Genomic DNA, 15,782 nt, shown 5'->3' on the forward strand with positions numbered 1-15,782 from the left:
AAGATAGGTGGGGGATAACTGCCCGTAAAAGTCCGATTGATTCAACTAGCCGTCAGTAGGAGATGAAGAAAGCCTCCACTGATGGAAGTTTCACTTTATTGTTCGTTAATGAGAGGTATATAAAGGTTTGGTGAAAAGAGGTTGCTGTTGTGTATATAAATCAGAGCTTACCATACATCCAATTTTTTGTAGGTTTTCTTTCCGTTATTGCTTTTATATTGGCTATTTTTAATATCTTTCCACTCACTATAGCTATCTTTTTTATTTCTCTTCTCAATTTTACTTTTGCAATAGGTGCTTTTTATCAGCGACATTACAGCAGCTTCGTGCTAGCACTGGTGATGGGATTTGCATTTAGTATCGCTGGTATTGTGATTATAATAAAATAACAAGGACAAAGTAGCCCTTGTTTACCAAAACATACTTATCCCAGTAAGCAATGTTGTTACAAGCATTGCAATTAACATAACATAAACCATAATTTTTTGAGTTTTTTTATTCATGTTGATCCTCCTTGCGAATCTCTTCTATCTATTGTAACGAGAAATAAAAAAGGAGACAAGGGATTTACTTAGACAAAATTGAAAGTAGATAAGTTGCTATAATTTTAAGATTCTGAATAAAAAGACGATAAAAAGGAAGTATTTTAGTGATGGATATTGTTGAACGAATGATGATAAGAGAAGCAATTTAGTAAAGAGATATAATGTAAATAACCTCTTGTACCATCTCTTTCGAAAATTTTACGAAATTCTGTTATAATAGTCATTGTTACATATATAACAGGAGGCGCATTCTCATGATTAATCAAGAACGTTTAGTGAATGAATTTATGGAACTTGTGCAAGTAGACTCTGAAACAAAATACGAAGCTGAAATTTGCAAAGTATTAAAAGAAAAATTCTCTTCTTTAGGCGTTGAAGTATTTGAAGACGATACAATGGGTGAGACTGGTCACGGTGCAGGTAACTTAGTTTGTACATTACCTGCAACAAAAGAAGGAGTAGATACAATCTACTTTACTTCTCATATGGATACAGTTGTTCCTGGTAAAGGAATTAAGCCTTCTATTCAAGATGGTTATATCGTATCAGACGGCACAACGATTTTAGGTGCTGATGATAAAGCTGGACTTGCATCAATGTTTGAAGCAATTCGCGTGTTAAAAGAGAAAAATATTGCACACGGAAAAATCGAATTCATCATTACGGTTGGTGAAGAATCTGGTCTTGTTGGTGCAAAAGCATTGGATCGTGAGCGTATTACAGCGAAATATGGCTATGCATTAGATAGTAATGGAAAAGTTGGAGAAATCGTTGTTGCAGCGCCAACACAAGCAAAAGTAAATGCAATTATTCGCGGTAAAACAGCTCATGCAGGTGTCGCGCCGGAAAAAGGTGTATCTGCAATTACAATTGCGGCGAAATCTATTGCAAAAATGCCACTTGGCCGCATTGATTCTGAAACAACTGCAAATATCGGTCGCTTTGAAGGCGGTACACAAACAAATATCGTTTGTGACTATGTAGAAATTTTTGCTGAAGCACGTTCTTTAGTAGACGAAAAAATGCAAGAGCAAGTTCGTAAAATGAAGGAAGCATTTGAATCTACAGCGAAAGAAATGGGCGGACAAGCAGAAGTAAACGTACAAGTAATGTACCCAGGATTCAAATTTGCTGATGGCGATCACGTTGTAGAAGTTGCTAAACGTGCTGCTGAAAAAATCGGTCGTACACCATCCCTTCACCAAAGCGGTGGCGGCAGCGATGCAAACGTAATTGCTGGTCACGGTATCCCAACAGTAAACTTAGCAGTTGGTTACGAGGAAATTCATACAACAAACGAAAGAATACCTGTTGAAGAATTAGTAAAAACAGCAGAAATGGTCGTTGCGATTATTGAAGAAGCAGCGAAGTAATGTGGAAAAAGAGGTTAGCATAAATGCTAACCTCTTTTTATTTTGATTCCACTGCTTTTACAAGGCGGATAAACCAGTATAGAAAAATCCATGGAAGAATGTACAAAGTTGAAAATGGCAGTAGAGATGAAAGAAGCCCGTAAGCATCGAAACCTATGATCGGAAGTAGTAAATAGATGAACAACAAGCAGAAAACAGATAGTAAAATTAGATAAAGGGGTTTTAAACGTGTAGTCATGTGTTCTCTTTACCTCCTATAAAATTCCACATGAACGTACTTCTATATATTAACAATTCTCTCCTCTCCAATATTGATTTTTTTATAATGTTTTTGATAAAATAAGAACGAATGTTCCTGTGAGGTGAGAAAGATGCGCGAAATGTATCCGAAAAATGGCCGCGTCATTTTGCATGTTGATATGAATTGTTTTTATGCATCTGTTGAAATCGCACATGATGCATCGTTGCAAGGTAAAGCGTTAGCGATAGCTGGGAATGCGAAGGAACGGAAAGGAATTATTGTAACGTGCAGTTATGAAGCAAGGGCGAAGGGAATTCGTGCGACAATGCCTGTTTGGGAAGCAAAACGATTATGTCCGGAACTTGTTATAAAACATCCAAACTTTGAGTTATACAGAGAGGCTTCTTTTGCTTTGTTTCAAATTCTTGCGCGGTTTACAGAAAAAATCCAACCTGTTTCAATCGATGAAGGGTATTTAGATATTACAGATTGCTATGGGCTCGGTTCACCGTTAGAAATTGCTCAAATGATTCAACAAACATTACTAACAGAATTACAGCTTCCATGCAGCATTGGGATTGCTCCAAACTTATTTCTAGCAAAAACAGCCTCTGATATGAAAAAGCCGCTAGGTATTACAGTGCTTCGTAAACGTGATGTACAAGAGCTTCTTTGGCCGCTTCCAGTTGAAAAGATGCATGGGATTGGGAAGAAAACAGCAGAAAAATTAAAAGATGTACATATACATACGATTGGTGACTTAGCCGCTGGAAAAGCTCATATTATTCGTTCTGTGATTGGAAATCATGGGCTGGATTTGCAAAAACGTGCAAATGGTATAGACAATAGAGATGTTGATCCAAGTCAAATGGGACAATATAAAACGATTGGAAATTCTATAACGCTGCCAAAAGATGTGGACGAAGAGAAGGAATTGCTAGATATGTTAGAGCGCTTATCTCAATCTGTGAGCCGAAGATTACAAAAACGTGCTCTCGTTACATATAATATTCAAATTATGATTAAATACTATAATCGCCGAACGATTACGCGCAGTAAAATGTTAGAAAATGCAATTTGGGAATCACCAGATATTTTTCAAGCAACAATAAGGCTATGGAAAAAACATTGGGATGGTGACCCTGTGAGATTACTTGGCATTACTGCCTGTGAATTAGAATGGAAAACAGAAGCGATTAAGCAGCTTGATTTATTTTCTTTTGAAGAAGATGCGAAGGCAGAACCGCTTTTGACAGTGATGGAACAACTAAATAGTAAATATGGTACGAAGGTTATTCAGCACGGCAGTCAAGTGTTTCGACAACAAGAGAGAACATTTCAGCAGAATTTAGAGAATAAATTTATATGAAACATTAATATGTAATAGCATTTGCTATAGAAAAATCTCGCAGGAGGTATCTTCTGCGAGATTTTAGAGACAATAAAATTTTTTTAAGAAACATGATAAGTTGTTGTTAATACTTTTTAAATTCACTTTTAACGAGCGGTAGGGAATACTCTCTTAACGGCTTCATTAAATTCTTCAACTAACCCTTCTACTGGCTCGCCTCGCTTGATTTTTTCTGCATAGTCCCTCATCCGATTGGCAAAATCAGGGTTTGACGATACAAATACATTTCGAATATCTGGATCTGTAGCTCTTACTTGATCGGCAATTTTCTTTTCTAGCTGATCTGTTATGTTTCCTTGTACTCCATTTTTTAAGACAACTGCAACATAGGCATTGTTGTTTGTAACGATGACATTTGCCTGGTCGACTTCATCTAATTCAGCAATTCGGTCAGCGGCCTTATTAGCCACTTCTAGTCGTGTTTGGTTGTTATCATTTATACGATTATTTCTATCGTTTTGAATACCAGCATTGTTGCCTTCGTATCGAACATTTTGCATTGCATTATCTTTACGATTGTTCAAAGCTTTTTCTTTTTGATTTCCTGCGCATCCAAACAATGAAATAATTGATAGAAAAAATACAACAAGGATGTTTATTCTTTTCATGTATGCTCCTCCTTACTCAATTTTATATTTTAAAATGACCAATTCTTTGGTTTTTATGCGTAAATCATGGAAGAATCATATGAAAATAAAGTGAAACTTCCATCAGTGGGGGGGGCATACTGACCGTTAATGCGGGATAATTTAAAGGTACTATTATGTGGAAGAGATTGAATACTTTGAAGTGCACTGAGAAAGGCTGGCAAAATGCCAGCCTTTCATATTTAAAATTAAGCTAAGAGCTTGTATATAAAGTCTTCTCTTCAGCGTACAATACATTTTTAAGCTTTACTTAATCCACAATCGTTATTAATTTTGATTCCATTACTTCTTTTGTTTATTTGGAGTTATTTCATTACCAAATTCCACATTTGCCAAATTTAAATTGTTTGGCATAACTGTTCTTGTTGTATTTTGAACGCCTCGAAAGAAACGTTGAGCCGGCCGCATCATATTGAAGTTTCGGCGTGCTGCTAAACCAAAAACTGTTCCTATACCTAGTAAAGAAATCCAAATCCAATTTCGAGTGTTTCGTCTATTTCTAAACAATCGGAACACTCGCTGAGTTCCTCTTCTAAAAGCGAATAATGATATGAACCATCTTAGAATATTCATGTTCGACTCCTTGTAGAAAAATTTATGAATAGATATTAAGCTCCATTCTACATGATTTATATTGCGAAATTTATGGAGATTTATGATGGCAACTTATGCTAATGTATTTTCCAGAATATAAAAAGAAAAGCTTCGTATAATAACAGAAGCTAATGTAAAGACAATGAGGTGATTACATACATGCCAATGTTGGATGTGGACGGTAGCAGTCTATACTATACGGTAAAGGGACAAGGGATTCCTATTGTTTTTATTCATCCTCCTGTACTCACTTCTGTAAATTTTGAGTACCAAGTAGAAGAATTATCTCAAAAGTTTCAAGTTGTTACTTTTGATATTAGAGGTCACGGAAGAAGTCAGTATTCAAAACAATCGATAACTTATCCATTGATCGTTGAAGATATTAGATGTTTATTGGATCATTTGAACATCAAAAGAGCATTTATATGCGGGTATTCAATTGGAGGTTCTGTCGTATTGGAATTTTTGTTGCATGATGCGGATAGGGCCTTAGGGGGCATTGTAATCGGAGGGATATCAGAAGTAAAGGATAACTATCTAAAGAATAAAATTTCTTTAGGTATAACACTTGCAAAAGCACGAGCTATTCATGTTCTAACATTGTCCATTGCATGGAGCAATTCGAATACACAGAAATTATTCGTAAAGATGTTTAAAGAAGCGCGAAAAGGAAATGCGAAAAATATCGAACAATATTATCGTTATAGTTTGCATTATAATTGTACAAGTCAACTTAGAAAGATTAAGCTTCCTGTTTTGTTAGTTTATGGTAAGGAAAATAAACCATTTTACAGTTATGCGAAGCTACTGTATGAAAAATTGCCATGTAATAAATTAAATTTTATTGATAATGTAAAGCATCAGATTCCTACAAAAGCAGCGAAGGATTTAAATGAAATGATTAAGCAATTTGTAACAATACATAACAATTGATAGGCATTTTGTATTTATCCCGCATTAACGGGCAGTAAGACCCCCACCTCAAGATTCAAAGAAAAGCAAAGAAGATAGGTGGGGGATGAAGAAAACCCCCACTGATGGAAATTTCATTTTATCACTCATATGCTCCTTATCTTCTACATTATTTAATATATTTATGGAATATATAAGTATAACGTTTATGGGAGATTAACTTTTAGGGATTTTTCAAGATGATAAACCCGTGATTTATATGCATCATAATTCAAAAACGGTGCCTGTCTATGTACTTCATTTTGTATTTAAACAAGTCGTTTTGCTTATTCATCCCAACATAAAAAGGTATCGGAAGCCGATACCTTTTTATGTTTTAATACGTAAACATATTATGACATAGAAGGACTTTCGTAAATCACAATGTCTGTATTAGTTGGCGTAGAAATACGCTGTGCATAATATGTGATGGAAGAAGAGATGTATTCTGGTACCGCTTGAACTGTATGCAATGCTATATACTCATGAATTAATTCTTTTAATGTAGACCATTGTAATTCTGCTGGTGTTTCAGAGATAAATGAACTTACCCAGCGATCAAAAGAAGAAGAAAAGTCAGTTTGTAAACGAAATAATTCTTTCATTGTTTCAGCCACCTTGTATAAATAATAGTATTATTTTACTACAAAAAACGAACGAGTGTGATTTTTTTGTAATGAATGTTCGTATTATATAGTTGTCTATATAAGTGGTTTATACAAAGTTTATTTGCCATTTTTGTTTATATTCCGTAAGATAGCGATAGATATTATGAAATGCTTGGAGGATGCAACGTGGAATTTGTATTTTTAGGAACGGGAGCTGGTGTTCCTTCAAAGGGAAGAAATGTATCAGCGATAGCTTTACAATTATTAGAAGAACGAGGTGCAACGTGGCTATTTGACTGCGGTGAGGCAACGCAGCATCAAATTTTACATACATCAGTGCGTCCGCGTCGCATTGAGAAAATATTTATTACGCATTTACATGGGGATCATATTTTTGGATTGCCAGGTTTGTTAGGCAGCCGTTCTTTTCAGGGAGGAACAACTCCGTTAACTGTATATGGCCCAAAAGGGATTAAACAGTTTGTTGAAGTAGCGTTGGCAGTGAGTACAACACATGTAAAATACCCGATAGAGATTATAGAAATTACCGAAGAAGGTATTGTATATGAAGATAAGCAATTTCTTGTGGAAACGAAACGATTGTCACACGGCATTGAATGTTTTGGCTATCGTATTGTAGAAAAGGATATTCCAGGGCATCTTCTTGTAGATAAACTATTAGAGGAAGGAATTAAACCGGGACCAATCTTTAAGCGGTTAAAGGATGGAGAAACAGTAGAGATTGAGGATGGGCGTATACTTTGCGGAAAGGATTTCATTGGACCACCTCAAAAGGGACGAATTATTACAATTTTAGGAGATACACGTTATTGTGAAGCGAGTATTGAATTAGCACAAGATGCTGATGTACTTATACATGAAGCGACGTTCGGTGCCGAAGATTCACAGCAAGCTTATGATTATTACCATTCTACAACACAACAAGCGGCAAATATTGCGCTGCAGGCAAATGTAAAACAAATGATTTTAACTCATATTAGCTCTCGTTATCAAGGTGAAGCATGTAAAATGCTCGTCGAAGAAGCGAAACAAGTATTTCCAAACACGGAAATCGCAGCGGATTTGAAAAGTTTTCCTGTATCAAGATAATGAAAAAACCATGACAGAGATAACGGATGTATCTGTCATGTTTTTTTCATTGTATCGTTTTCGTAAAATAGAGAAGAACTATTAACGGTAAAATACTATCGAACTGAATGTATGAAAAGTTTGTGCTTAATTTGAAATATTAAAAAGTTTAAATTCTGTAAAAAAAGAGATATAATGAAAGCGTATTCAATGTATTTGTACGTTATAAATTTATGTTTTGTTTGTTTTTGTAAAAAAATGAAATAAATCAAGAAGTGACAAGATGATTCTTATATATTATGATAGCTGATGGTGTGTATCAGTTTATTGAATTGATTCTATAAATTTATTAGTACAAATAGAAAAACAAAAAAGCAACAGATTAATAGATTATTAGTAAATAACTTTTTCATAATGAAGATTTAGGGGGAACTGTTATGAAATATCGCTCAGTTTTTGATATTATTGGTCCAGTTATGATTGGTCCATCTAGTTCGCATACTGCAGGTGCAGCAAGAATGGGGCAAGTTACTCGTCAGCTGTTCCGTCATGAACCTGAGAAAATTATCATTTCTTTATACGGTTCGTTTGCGAAAACGTATCGAGGTCACGGTACGGATGTAGCGCTTGTTGGAGGAATACTTGGATTTGAAACGGATGATCCTCGTATTCCACAAGCACTTGAAATTGCAAAAGCAAGTGGAATTGACGTTACATTTATTGAAGAAGAAGCACAAGCAGTGCATCCAAATACAGCGAAAATTCGTTTGTACAAAGATGAGGATGAAATTGAAGTGGTTGCTTGCTCAATCGGCGGTGGGAAAATTGAAGTTGTGGAGCTAAATGGATTTGATTTGCAATTAACAGGTACAAGTCCGGCGCTCCTTATCGTAAATAATGACCGTTTCGGAGCAATTGCTTCTGTTACATCTATTCTTGCAAAGCACGAAATCAATATTAGCATGATGAGTGTTTCACGTAAGGAAAAAGGAAGAAAAGCATTAATGGTTATTGAAACGGATGAATTGTTAGCAAATGAAATAATCGAGGAAATTAAAGCACAGTCAAATATTTGTCAAGTAACAATTATGGATTAATAGCAGGGGGACACAACATGTTTCGGAACGTAGCGGAACTGGTTGCACAAGCAGAAGAGAAAAACGTAAAAATCGCAGAGATTATGATTCAATGTGAAATGGAAACAAGAAAACTTTCTCGTGAAGAAGTAATCGCTGGTATGGAAAAAAATTTAGTTGTAATGGAAAAAGCAGTTGAGCGCGGAATTCAAGGCGTAAAATCTCCGACTGGACTGACTGGTGGAGACGCAGTGAAAGTACAAGCGTACATGAAAAGCGGAAAAGGGTTGTCTGGGGATACAATTTTAGATGCGGTAAGTAAAGCTGTCGCAACGAATGAAGTAAACGCTGCTATGGGTATTATTTGCGCGACGCCAACAGCTGGTTCAGCTGGAACAGTACCAGGTGTGTTATTTGCGCTAAAAGAAAAATTAAACCCAACACGTGAAGAAATGATTGAATTTCTATTTACAGCTGGTGCGTTTGGTATGGTTGTAGCGAACAACGCTTGCATTGCCGGGGCAGCTGGTGGGTGCCAAGCTGAAGTTGGTTCAGCAAGTGGTATGGCAGCGGCAGCAGCTGTTGAAATGGCTGGAGGTACACCACAGCAGGCGGCAACAGCGATGAGTATTGCGCTTAAGAACATGCTCGGTTTAGTATGTGATCCTGTTGCAGGACTTGTAGAAGTACCGTGTGTAAAACGTAACGCAGCTGGTGCATCAAATGCGATGATTGCAGCTGATTTATCATTAGCTGGTGTAACAAGTGTTATTCCATGTGATGAAGTAATTGAAGCAATGTACCGCATCGGGCAATCGATGCCAAGTGCGCTTCGTGAAACAGCAGAAGGCGGTCTTGCGGCAACGCCAACGGGGCGTCGTATACAGGAAGAAATTTTTGGGAAGAAAAGTGAATAAGAGAAAAACCTTGCTTACTCAGCGAGGTTTTTTTATTTTTCATTTACAAATTTCTCTAACGTTTCACCAAGCTCGTGAGAACGTTTTGTTGCTTCTGTAATACATTGAATAAGCGCTTCTTGAAATTGAAAGCTTTTCAATACTTCAATGCCAGCTTCCGTCGTTCCTCCTGGTGATGTAATTTCTTTTCGTAATATAGAAGGGTGCTTTGTATTTGTTTTTAACATCTCTGCGGCACCAATCATTGTTTGGAGAATAAGTGATTTTGCAACAGTTTCCTCTAGGCCGATTTGTTTTGCGGCATTTTCCATCGCTTCGACAACGTAATAAATATAAGCTGGTCCACTTCCTGACAAAGCGGTCACAGCGTGCATATGCTTTTCTTCTACAACAGAAACAAGACCAATTGTTTCAAAAAGCGTTTTTGCAAGCATGATATGTTCTTCTTTTGCATGAACAGAAGGAGAAATAGCAGTAGCGGATTTTAAAATTGCCGATGATGTATTTGGCATTGCCCGGATGATAGGAACATTTTTTTGTAATAAATTAGTAATGGATGTCGTAGATACACCTGCTAATAATGAAATGATTAATTGATTCTCTGTAATGTAATCTTGTAATGGAGTAAGGGCTTCCACAACATCTTTTGGTTTCATTGCTAAAAATATGATATCGGCATGAGCAAGCAGCTCTTTTTTATCATGTGTACCATGTACTCCGTAGCGATGATGTAACTCTTGCAGTCTTCTTTCATTAGAGCGGTTACTGACAGTAATCTGTTCCCCTTTTACAACGTGAGCTTGTAATAAGCCGGCAAGGGTAGCTTCGGCAATTGAACCTGCACCGATAAAAGCGATTTTTTGTAGTGACATGATGAGTCCTCCTTTTACTGTGTATATGAGAATAACTTATAAATTTACATACATTCGGTTCTTTATAGAAAATCCCTCCTTTTTATCTGAAAATAATGACAAATATTTATGTAAGATGTAAACTGAAGGAAGATTCATTTTTTGAAACGGAAAGAAAGAGGGGGCGAATATGTATGACAGTCATTCATCGAATGGAAATTCCTGTTCCATTTGCAGTTGAAGTAGTCAATGTTTTTTTAGTAGAGGGAGAGACACTCACATTAATTGATACAGGAACAAATACAGAAGAAGCGAGACTTGCACTGGAGAAGCAACTAGGTGCGTTAGGATATCAGATAGAAGATATTGAAACGGTTGTTCTTACACACCATCATGCAGATCATTGCGGATTATTGGATATATTTTCTGAACGAACAAATATTGTTGGACATCCGTGGAATGAACCGTGGATTACACAAGATCCACAATTTCTAAAGCGTTATCAACAGTTCTTTTTAGAAGCATCTGTGCAATTTGGGGTTCCAGAAGTCTTGTTACCACAAGGTGCATTGTTGACGAAAACACTGATTTATTCTTGTAAACGTTCGCTTACACATACTGTACGAGAAGGAGATAGTATTGCTTCTTTACCGGAGTTTACGGTGATTGAAACACCGGGGCATGCCTCTACTCATATTTCTTTATACCGTGAAAGAGATGGGTTGTTAATTGGCGGGGATGCGCTGATTGGACATATTTCTTCTAATCCAATTCTAGAGCCGCCATATGAGGGAGAAACAGAACGAGCACAACCGATGCTGCAGTACAATGAAACATTAAAGCGTTTAGCTCGTATGAATATTTCACGTGTTTTATCAGGGCATGGAGAAGATGTTCTTGATGTAAAAGGACTGGTAAATGAGCGATTACAAAAACAAGGGGCAAGAGCTTTTAAAGTATTAAATTTATTAAAAGAACAACCGATGACAGCATTCGAGGTGTGTGTCAAACTATTTCCTACGTTATATGAAAAGCAGTTGCCGCTTACAATCTCTGAAACAGTTGGACAATTAGACTTTTTAGCATATAATCAACAAGTGATGATTGATAAGTCATCAGAACAATGGATTTACTATGCAAAGTAGGTGACAGCCATGAGCCGACGTTTACAAGACAAAGTAATCGTCATCACAGGAGCTTCAAGTGGAATTGGAGAAGAGCTAGCGATGCAAGTAGCGGAGCAAGGTGCAATCACTGTACTAATTGCTCGTACAGAAGAAAAACTGCGAGCGCTCAAGCAAAAAATTGAAACAGCATATCGTACTTCTTGTCATTGCTATGTTTTGGATGTTAGTAATGAAGAAGAAGTGGAGTTTGTTTTCACACAAATACTTCATGATATAGGACGTATTGATATATTAGTCAATAATGCTGGTTTTGGCGTTTTTAAAACATTCGTTGATGCATCGGTACAAGAAGTAAAGGATATGTTCGATGTAAATGTATTCGGTTTAGTAGCATGTACGAAGGCAGTTTTGCCTTATATGATGAAACGAAATAGTGGGCATATTGTGAATATCGCTTCACTAGCAGGGAAAATTGCAACGCCAAAATCAAGTGCATATGCAGCAACAAAGCATGCAGTATTAGGGTTTACAAATAGTTTGCGTATGGAACTTGCAAATACAAACATTACTGTAACAGCAATTAATCCAGGTCCAATTGATACAAACTTCCATACGATAGCAGATCAATCTGGTACATACGTAAAAAGTGTCGGACGTTACATATTAAAACCAAACTATGTAGCGCAGCAAATTGTAAAAGCAATCGAAATGAAAAAGCGTGAAGTGAATTTACCCAAGTGGATGAATTTAGGACCGATTATTTTTTCATTGTTTCCAGGGTTATTCGAGCGTGTAGCTGGAAAATCATTAAGTAAAAAATAGGAGATTCTCTTTTGAGAATCTCCTATTTTTTACTTAATTAAATTGTCTATTGCTGATTTTAGTTCAATATTTTTTTGAAATAATATCTCTCTTTAAGATAACGTAATATATTCGTATACGACATCCTCTATCGCCTCATACAAATCAATCTCTGTATTACTAGAAAGTATGTTTTGAATACGTTTTATAAGCATTTTATAGTCTTCTTGTGAAGTTGGCGTACATTGATATTGTTGAAAACTTTTTGTAATCATTTTTTGGATTAGTTTTTCATTCATGATTTTTCCCACCTACATGTATATATGTATTGTTTTTATTGTACTTGAATTAGAAAAGAAAGTCTCTATTTTGTTTGTTTGCATAAAATTCACCTATATTAAAAGTTTTATTAGTAAAATGACTTTTAATATAGGTTTTTATTATTTGAAAATTTATAAATATTTAATTGACTCTATAAATATACAATATTATAATCATAATTAAATCTAAAAGGTAATGAGGAGGAATTATGAAAGCGGCAATTATTGGGGCAACTGGATACGGAGGACTTGAGCTTTTACGGTTATTAACACATCATCCAAGTTTTACAGTGACATCGGTACATTCTTTTTCGCAAATTGGAGACGTCATGACAACACCTTATCCCCATTTATCTACTTTTGTTTCTCACACATTAGCAGAAGTAGATGTTGAAGGAATTGCAAAAGAAGCAGATATTGTATTTTTAGCAACACCGGCTGGGGTGTCAGCAAATTTGACTCCAAGTTTACTAGAAGCGGGTATGAGAGTTATTGATTTATCAGGAGATTTTCGAATTCGAAAGCCGTTTATATATGAAGAGTGGTATAAAAAAGAAGCTGCGAAAGAAGAAGTGTTACAACAAGCTGTGTATGGATTAACGGAGTGGAAAAAAGGTGAGATCGCAACAGCAAACTTAATTGCGAATCCAGGATGTTATGCAACAGCAACATTACTGGCGGCAGCTCCTTTAGTAAAAAACGGAATAATTGAAGTGGATTCACTTATTATTGATGCAAAATCAGGGGTTTCTGGAGCTGGAAAGACACCAACAAGTATGACGCATTTCCCAGAAATTCACGATAATTTATACATTTATAAAGTAAATGAACATCAGCATGTTCCGGAAATTGAGCAAATGTTACAAGAGTGGGATGAGAGCATGAAACCAATCACATTTAGTACACACCTTATTCCGATTACAAGGGGAATTATGGTAACACTCTATGCAAAGGTAAAGCAAGAGATAACAGATGTTACACTTCAGCAAATTTATGAAGAGAGTTATTGTCACTCACCGTTTGTAAGAATACGAGAAAAGGGAGTTTTTCCAAGCCCGAAAGAAGTAAGGGGATCTAACTTTTGTGATATCGGAACAGCTTACGATAAGCGGACGGGACGAATTACGATTGTAGCAGTCATTGATAATGTAATGAAGGGTGCAGCTGGGCAGGCTGTACAAAATGCAAATATATTGGCAGGAGTGAAAGAAACGGAGAATTTACACTTTATGCCGCTATATCCGTAAGGGGGAAGAATCATGATTGAAACAGTATTATGCACGAAGATAGAAAACGGTTCGATTGTAACACCAAAAGGATTTGCAGCAATTGGAATTCATGCGGGGTTAAGAAAAGAGAGAAAAGATATAGGAGCAATTGTGTGTGAAGTGCCAGCTAGCTGTGCGGCTGTTTATACACAAAATCAATTTCAAGCAGCTCCTCTTATTGTTACGAAAGAAAGTATTGCTGCCAAGGAAAAATTACAAGCTATTGTTGTCAATAGTGCAAATGCAAATTCTTGTACAGGCGAACAAGGACTACAAGATGCATATGAAATGCGTGCATTAGCAGCTAAGCAGTTTCATGTAGAGGAGCATTATGTTGCGGTAGCGTCTACAGGAGTTATTGGAGAGCCTCTACCGATGGAAAAAGTGCGAAGCGGTATTTCTTTTTACAACCATCAAAAGAAGTAGAGATTGCGGCATCATTTTATGAAGCGATTTTGACAACAGATTTAGTTGCGAAACAATCGTGCTATAAGCTCTCTATTGAAGGAAAAGAGGTTGCAATTGCCGGGGCTGCAAAAGGTTCAGGAATGATTCACCCGAATATGGCAACGATGCTTGGGTTTATTACGACTGATGTAAATATAGAAAGTGAAGCGTTGCAAAGAGCATTGTCACAAATTACGAATCATACATTTAATCAAATTACGGTCGATGGAGATACGTCTACAAATGATATGGTACTTGTTATGGCAAGCGGCCTATCAAACACAACCGCAATATGTGAAGAACATCCAGAATGGGAGAAGTTTTTGATGGCACTTGAAAAGGTGTGTGAAGATTTAGCAAAGCAAATTGCGAAAGATGGAGAAGGGGCGACAAAGTTAATTGAAGTAAATGTGCATGGCACACGCACTGTAGAAGAAGCAAATATGATTGCGAAGAAAATTGTCGGTTCCAATCTTGTAAAAGTAGCTGTATACGGCGAAGATGCAAACTGGGGACGTATTATTAGCGCAATTGGACAAAGCGGCATTGTAATTGAAACGAGTACGGTGGATATTAATGTTCAGTCGATTGCAGTATTAAAAGGTAGTGAACCGCAACATTTTTCAGAAGAAGAGATGAAACAACTGTTACAGCAATCAGAGATTGTTATAGATGTATATGTACATCTTGGCAAAGCCAGTGGAAGAGCATGGGGATGCGATTTAAGTTATGAATATGTGAAAATTAATGCTTGTTATCGCACATAAGGAGAGAAGAAATGAGAGAGCGTATTGTAATAAAGTGTGGCGGTAGTATGTTAGCTCGTTTAGGTGAAACATTTTTTCAATGTATGAAACAAATGGCACAAATATATGACGTGATTGTTGTTCATGGCGGTGGGCCTGAAATTGATGCGATGCTTAATAAATTAAGTATCCCAATTGAAAAGAAAGATGGACTGCGTGTAACAACAGCAGAGGTAATGGAAGTTGTGCAAATGGTTTTATGCGGTAGTACAAATAAGACATTTGTTTCAAAGTTAAATGAACAAGAACTTGGAGCAATTGGATTATCCGGCTGTGATGGAAAGTTATTGCAAGTTGTTCCGTTAGAAGAGAAGTTTGGCTTTGTCGGTGAAGTGCAATATGTTCAAACGATGTTACTAGAACATTTGTTAGTAAATCAGTTTATTCCTGTTGTTGCACCAGTTGGAGTCATGGCTGGACAGGTATACAACGTCAATGCAGATACAGCGGCAGCAGCAATTGCGACAGCGATGAATGCGAAAAATTTAATTTTTATTACAGATGTAGATGGTGTCATATATAAGGAGGAGCTTCTTGAGCAAGCAGAGGAAAAGCAGCTTCTAGATCTTATAGACAATGGAATTATTACTGGTGGAATGATTCCGAAAGTGAAAGCAGCACTGAAGTCACTAGAACTAGGTGTAAAGGATGTTGTAATTGTAAACGGTACACAACGTTTTCTGACAAATAAAGGAGAGTGGATTGGTACA

17 protein-coding genes and 2 pseudogenes are annotated in these 15,782 nt (G+C 36.6%); 12 read left to right on the plus strand and 7 right to left on the minus strand.

The genetic code is table 11. The features are described from left to right. Nucleotides 1-149: 149 nt before the first annotated feature. Nucleotides 150-389 carry a DUF3894 domain-containing protein gene (locus ACEWFJ_RS07855; protein ID WP_473691423.1) on the plus strand — a complete coding sequence of 80 codons (240 nt, stop codon included), beginning with the start codon at nt 150-152 and terminating at the stop codon, nt 387-389. A 21-nt stretch (nt 390-410) separates the two neighbouring features. Here the strand turns inward: ACEWFJ_RS07855 and prli42 are convergent, their stop codons facing one another. Then, a complete protein-coding gene (prli42, locus tag ACEWFJ_RS07860) occupies nt 411-503 on the minus strand; it encodes a stressosome-associated protein Prli42 (RefSeq protein WP_098310613.1) in 93 nt (30 codons plus the stop codon). 296 nt (nt 504-799) lie between these two features. Between prli42 and ACEWFJ_RS07865 the strand changes: the two genes are divergently transcribed. Beyond that, on the plus strand, nt 800-1,918 hold the full coding sequence (locus ACEWFJ_RS07865; RefSeq protein ID WP_473691425.1) for a tripeptidase T: 1,119 nt from the start codon (nt 800-802) through the stop codon (nt 1,916-1,918). 37 nt (nt 1,919-1,955) lie between these two features. Here ACEWFJ_RS07865 and ACEWFJ_RS07870 read toward each other — a convergent pair whose 3' ends face one another. After that, on the minus strand, nt 1,956-2,156 hold the full coding sequence (locus tag ACEWFJ_RS07870; RefSeq protein ID WP_473691427.1) for a hypothetical protein: 201 nt from the start codon (nt 2,154-2,156) through the stop codon (nt 1,956-1,958). Between the two features lie 133 nt (nt 2,157-2,289). Here ACEWFJ_RS07870 and ACEWFJ_RS07875 point away from each other — a divergent pair, with 133 nt between their 5' ends. Beyond that, nucleotides 2,290-3,528 (plus strand): DNA polymerase IV, encoded by a 1,239-nt coding sequence (locus ACEWFJ_RS07875; protein ID WP_429708744.1) that lies wholly within the window; start codon nt 2,290-2,292, stop codon nt 3,526-3,528. Nucleotides 3,529-3,656: 128 nt separating this feature from the next. On the opposite strand, the gene ACEWFJ_RS07880 is transcribed toward ACEWFJ_RS07875, so the two are convergent. Continuing rightward, nucleotides 3,657-4,178, minus strand: a complete 522-nt coding sequence (locus ACEWFJ_RS07880) for a YhcN/YlaJ family sporulation lipoprotein (RefSeq protein WP_473691429.1) — start codon at nt 4,176-4,178, stop codon at nt 3,657-3,659. A gap of 321 nt (nt 4,179-4,499) precedes the next feature. Continuing rightward, on the minus strand, nt 4,500-4,790 hold the full coding sequence (locus ACEWFJ_RS07885) for a hypothetical protein (RefSeq protein ID WP_473691431.1): 291 nt from the start codon (nt 4,788-4,790) through the stop codon (nt 4,500-4,502). Nucleotides 4,791-4,970: 180 nt separating this feature from the next. Between ACEWFJ_RS07885 and ACEWFJ_RS07890 the strand changes: the two genes are divergently transcribed. Then, the gene (locus tag ACEWFJ_RS07890) at nt 4,971-5,744 is read left to right on the plus strand and encodes an alpha/beta fold hydrolase (protein ID WP_473691433.1); all 774 of its coding nucleotides are present in this window, start codon (nt 4,971-4,973) and stop codon (nt 5,742-5,744) included. A gap of 371 nt (nt 5,745-6,115) precedes the next feature. On the opposite strand, the gene ACEWFJ_RS07895 is transcribed toward ACEWFJ_RS07890, so the two are convergent. Continuing rightward, a complete protein-coding gene (locus tag ACEWFJ_RS07895; RefSeq protein WP_098310621.1) occupies nt 6,116-6,367 on the minus strand; it encodes a DUF3932 family protein in 252 nt (83 codons plus the stop codon). Between the two features lie 189 nt (nt 6,368-6,556). Between ACEWFJ_RS07895 and rnz the strand changes: the two genes are divergently transcribed. The 3 genes from rnz (at nt 6,557) to sdaAA (ending at nt 9,452) form a co-directional block, all read left to right on the plus strand. Next, nucleotides 6,557-7,480 (plus strand): ribonuclease Z, encoded by a 924-nt coding sequence (gene rnz, locus ACEWFJ_RS07900; RefSeq protein WP_440602619.1) that lies wholly within the window; start codon nt 6,557-6,559, stop codon nt 7,478-7,480. Nucleotides 7,481-7,896: 416 nt separating this feature from the next. Further along, entirely contained in the window at nt 7,897-8,556 is a 660-nt protein-coding gene (gene sdaAB / locus ACEWFJ_RS07905; RefSeq protein WP_098310623.1) for an L-serine ammonia-lyase, iron-sulfur-dependent subunit beta, read from the plus strand. A 17-nt stretch (nt 8,557-8,573) separates the two neighbouring features. Beyond that, entirely contained in the window at nt 8,574-9,452 is an 879-nt protein-coding gene (gene sdaAA / locus ACEWFJ_RS07910) for an L-serine ammonia-lyase, iron-sulfur-dependent, subunit alpha (RefSeq protein ID WP_473691435.1), read from the plus strand. Between the two features lie 32 nt (nt 9,453-9,484). Here the strand turns inward: sdaAA and proI are convergent, their stop codons facing one another. Continuing rightward, nucleotides 9,485-10,324 (minus strand): pyrroline-5-carboxylate reductase ProI, encoded by an 840-nt coding sequence (proI, locus tag ACEWFJ_RS07915; RefSeq protein WP_473691437.1) that lies wholly within the window; start codon nt 10,322-10,324, stop codon nt 9,485-9,487. A gap of 173 nt (nt 10,325-10,497) precedes the next feature. On the opposite strand from proI, the gene ACEWFJ_RS07920 reads away from it, so the two are divergent. After that, on the plus strand, nt 10,498-11,448 hold the full coding sequence (locus tag ACEWFJ_RS07920; protein WP_098310626.1) for an MBL fold metallo-hydrolase: 951 nt from the start codon (nt 10,498-10,500) through the stop codon (nt 11,446-11,448). A 9-nt stretch (nt 11,449-11,457) separates the two neighbouring features. Next, nucleotides 11,458-12,252 carry an SDR family oxidoreductase gene (locus ACEWFJ_RS07925; RefSeq protein ID WP_473691439.1) on the plus strand — a complete coding sequence of 265 codons (795 nt, stop codon included), beginning with the start codon at nt 11,458-11,460 and terminating at the stop codon, nt 12,250-12,252. Nucleotides 12,253-12,344: 92 nt separating this feature from the next. Here the strand turns inward: ACEWFJ_RS07925 and ACEWFJ_RS07930 are convergent, their stop codons facing one another. After that, on the minus strand, nt 12,345-12,530 hold the full coding sequence (locus ACEWFJ_RS07930) for a YqzH family protein (protein WP_098310628.1): 186 nt from the start codon (nt 12,528-12,530) through the stop codon (nt 12,345-12,347). A 230-nt stretch (nt 12,531-12,760) separates the two neighbouring features. On the opposite strand from ACEWFJ_RS07930, the gene argC reads away from it, so the two are divergent. The 3 genes and pseudogenes from argC to argB form a co-directional block, all read left to right on the plus strand. Further along, complete coding sequence (gene argC / locus ACEWFJ_RS07935; protein WP_098310629.1) at nt 12,761-13,798, plus strand: N-acetyl-gamma-glutamyl-phosphate reductase; 1,038 nt, start codon at nt 12,761-12,763, stop codon at nt 13,796-13,798. A 12-nt stretch (nt 13,799-13,810) separates the two neighbouring features. Beyond that, nucleotides 13,811-15,033: pseudogene (gene argJ / locus ACEWFJ_RS07940) on the plus strand (bifunctional glutamate N-acetyltransferase/amino-acid acetyltransferase ArgJ). Nucleotides 15,034-15,044: 11 nt separating this feature from the next. After that, nucleotides 15,045-15,725: pseudogene (gene argB, locus ACEWFJ_RS07945) on the plus strand (acetylglutamate kinase); the annotation flags it as partial. Nucleotides 15,726-15,782 lie beyond the last annotated feature (57 nt).

Source organism: Bacillus sp. EA-CB0995, from assembly GCF_055814245.1.